The sequence below is a fragment of the Falsiroseomonas oryzae genome, assembly GCF_027856955.1.
Classification (GTDB): domain Bacteria; phylum Pseudomonadota; class Alphaproteobacteria; order Acetobacterales; family Acetobacteraceae; genus Falsiroseomonas; species Falsiroseomonas oryzae.
The window spans coordinates 1-3,339 of record NZ_JAPSMD010000516.1 but is presented as its reverse complement, the minus strand read 5'-3'; the positions used below and the strand labels follow the sequence as shown (position 1 = coordinate 3,339).

Annotated in this window: 5 protein-coding genes; all 5 read right to left on the bottom strand. The window is 74.2% G+C overall.

Annotated features, from left to right (window positions below; translation table 11 throughout):
* On the bottom strand, positions 1–240 hold a 240-nt coding region (locus OZN99_RS28075), incomplete at its 3' end, for a hypothetical protein (protein ID WP_270938519.1).
* A 28-nt stretch (positions 241–268) separates the two neighbouring features.
* Entirely contained in the window at positions 269–1,243 is a 975-nt protein-coding gene (locus OZN99_RS28070; protein WP_270938518.1) for a Gfo/Idh/MocA family protein, read from the bottom strand.
* 28 nt (positions 1,244–1,271) lie between these two features.
* Positions 1,272–2,525 (bottom strand): MFS transporter, encoded by a 1,254-nt coding sequence (locus OZN99_RS28065; RefSeq protein ID WP_270938517.1) that lies wholly within the window; start codon positions 2,523–2,525, stop codon positions 1,272–1,274.
* Between the two features lie 14 nt (positions 2,526–2,539).
* Positions 2,540–2,938: a hypothetical protein gene (locus OZN99_RS28060; RefSeq protein WP_270938516.1), complete on the bottom strand. Its 399-nt coding sequence runs from the start codon at positions 2,936–2,938 to the stop codon at positions 2,540–2,542.
* 31 nt (positions 2,939–2,969) lie between these two features.
* Positions 2,970–3,339: hypothetical protein (locus OZN99_RS28055; RefSeq protein ID WP_270938515.1), on the bottom strand; the 370-nt coding region annotated here is incomplete at its 5' end.

The following is a 3,339-nucleotide window of genomic DNA, read 5'->3' as shown; positions in this document are numbered from 1 at the left end:
GCTGCAGCCGCAGAACGGGCAGCGCGCCAGGGCGGTCAGCGGCGGCGGGACCGGGCGGCCATCCACCAGCCGCTCGAGCTCCATGCGGATCGCGTCATGCACCGCTGTCTCCGCGCAGGCCGCGTCGCCAGGCTCGGCCGCCGCTGCGCCGGTCGCAGCCTCGGGCCGGAACGCTCGCGCCGCGGCCGGAGCCAGGGCGGCGGGCAGGCAGGCCAGCAGGGTGCGTCGGGCGGCGTTCATGCCGTCCGCATACCAGAACCTTGGCCTGTCACGCCACGGCGTAGCTGCTGCCGGAGGCGGCGGCGCCGATCATCGCCTCGAACACCGCGACGCCGTGGATCGCCTGATCCGTCGGAAGCGGATAGGGCGCCTCGCCGCGCACCGCCGCGGCGAATGCCGCCAGCTCAGCGGCCTCGATGTCGGTCTTCGGGAAGTCCTTCAGCCAGCCCTCGCCCTCGACGGGCGCGTAGGTCAGCCGCTCCATGCCGTGCAGCTCGAGCCAGCCGGTCGAGCCGAACAGCGCGACCCGCCACAGCCGGGCGGTCAGCGCGATGGTGGCGAAGTTCACCGTCGCGCCGCTCGCCAGCAGGCCGAGCATCGCTGTCGTGTCGTCGATCGAGGTGGAGACACGGGCATGGCTCTTGACCGTCACCTCGCGGAACGGGCCGGCCAGGTTGATGATCATGTCGATCATGTGGATGCCCATGCCGCCCATGCCGCCGAGCGGGCTCTCGTTGCGGTCGGCGCGCCACATGCCGGGCTTGTAGGCCAGCGCGCCGGGGCCGCTCATGTGGCCCTCGACATGCAGCAGCGTGCCGATCGCGCCCTCCGCCAGCATCGCCTTCATCGTCGCGACCGCAGGCAGGAAGCGGCGGTTGTGGCCGAGCGCCATCACCACGCCGGCGTCCCGGCAGGCGGCGACCGCCGCCTCGGCATCGGCCTTGGACAGCGTGAAGGGCTTCTCGACGAAGACATGCCTGCCGGTCTTCGCCGCGGCGATCACCTGCGCGGCGTGCTGGCCATGCGGGGTGGCGAGCACCACGGCCTTCACCGCCGGGTCGGCCAGCACGGCCTCGTAGCTTTCGTGCAGGCGGATGCCCTTCTCCGCGGCGTAGCCGCGCGCCTTCTCCGGCGTGCCGGTGCAGCCGGCGACGAAGCGGATGCCCGCGTCGTTCCTTCCCTGCACGCTGTCCACCAGCACCCGGCCCCAGCGGCCCATGCCCACGATCGCGGCATCCAGCATCCCGCCCGTCTCCCTTCCGTCCCTCGATCTACCGCGCCGCCACGTCGGGCGGCGCGTCCTCCAGCTCGCGCTCCATCCGTCGCAGCTTCGCCAGTCCCCAGGCGAAGGCGCCGAGGAACAGCACCACGACGGCGAGCGTCGGCAGGGTCAGGCCGAAGGCCTCCCCCGCTGCGCCCAGCACCAGTGCGCCCAATGCCGGGCAGGCGCGCGTGATCAGCCCCCAGAGGCTCAGCATCCGCCCGCGGAAGGCGGGCCCGGTCGCACTCTGCAGCAGGGTCTGCACGCAAATGCCATGCACCGAGGCGCAGGCGCCGATCAGCGCAGCGCTCAGCATACCGAAGGGGAAGAAGCCGGTTGCGACGAAGGCCGCCGTGAACGCCGCCTGCCCCAGGGCGGACCAGATCACCAGCCTCGTCGTGCCCTCGAGCCGGCCGCGGCTTGCCGCCCACAACCCGGCCAGCAGCGCGCCGACGCCGAAGCAGGCGGTCAGGATGGCCAGGCTCTCCGCGCCGCGGCCGAACAGCCGCTCGACATAGGGGGGCAGGATCTCCTGCACGCCGCGCAGCAGCGTCGCGGCGAGCGCGGCATAGAGCAGCAGTGGCCCGATCCCGGGATGGCGGGCGGCATGGGTCACGCCCTCCGCCACGTCGCGCCAGAGGCTGGCAGCGGGGGCGTGGCCGCGGCGCTCGGTGGCCGCGATGGCCAGCAGAGGCATGGTCAGGCAGGCCACGGCATATCCCACTGCGTTGAGCGCGATGGCCGGCACCACGCCCCAGACCGCGATGATGGGGCCGGCGATGGCGGGCCCGACGAAGCGGGCGATGTTGAACACCAGGCTGTTGCAGGCGACGGCCGCCGGCAGGTCGGCGCGCGGCACGATGCCGGGCATCAGCACCTGCCGCGCCGGCTGGGCGAAGGCACCGGCGAAGCCGCCCACCACCTCCAGCACCAGCAGCAGGCCGATGGTCATCTCCCCCGTCGCGACCAGGGCCGCGACGGTCACCGCCTGCAGCGCGATCGCCGCCTGGGTCAGCATGGCCAGCCGCACGCGGTCCGCCCGGTCGGCGACGGCGCCGGCGATGGGCGAGGCGATGACGGCCGGGGCGAGGTCGCAGAAGGCGACCATCCCGACCCAGAAGGGGCTGCGCGTCAGCTCCCAGGCGAGCCAGGCCACCGCGATGCGCTGCATCCACAGCCCGGTCCAGGCGGCGAAGGAGGCGCCGAAGAAGATCCGCGCGTTGCGGTGCGAGAGCGCGCGGCCGAGGCCGCCGAGCGAGGCCACCGGCCCCGCCCGCCTCAGCGCCCCGTCGTCCCGCCGGTGCCCTGCGGCACGGGTTCCCTGGACGCCATGCATTCGCGCGTCAGCCGGTCACGCTCGGCCTGGCTCGAGGCCTGGTCCAACTGCTGGCGGAAGCGCGGCAGAACCTCGCTGGTGGAAAAGCCGCCCGCGCTGCTGGCGAGGTCGTCGCTCCGCATGCTCTGGCCGCGCTCCCGGAACAGGACCAGGCGCTCTGCCTCCGCGCGGCAGGCCTGGAAGCGGGCATCGGCCTCCGCGCCGCGCGGCGGCGCCAGCGGCGCCTGCTGCAGGGCGAGGTGCGGCGCCTGGATGCGCGAATCCTGGATCGGCGCCGTACAGGCCGCGAGCAGGGCCAGCACGGCCAGCAGGATGGTCAGCTTCGGGGCGGGACGGGGCATCTGCGCTCGATCCGGTGGGTGGTCTCGCGGGTCAGGCGGAGGCCCGCGACGCGAGTCCGCGGGACAATAGACGCCGAAGGGCCACCGCGTCGAACCTGGCCCCGCGGTCGAGCGGCATCGAAGCCGCGGCCCTGAGCAGCGCCGGGTGCAACTCGATCCCCTGCGCCGTCAGGTCGAACAGGCCGGCCAGCCATGGCGCGCGCGCGATCACCTCGATCAGCGCCAGAAGCCGCAGGCAGAGCGCGAGGCCAGGCAGGGTTGCGAGGTCGGCGCCGCGGTCCACCGCCTCCGCCCAGCAGCGCGCGTCGCGGTCGGCGATGGCCAGCACCACGGGCTCCGCGCCCTCGCGGCGGAACATCAGCGTGCGCGGCGGGCCCCAGCGCCCGGCCGACGCGCCGGCG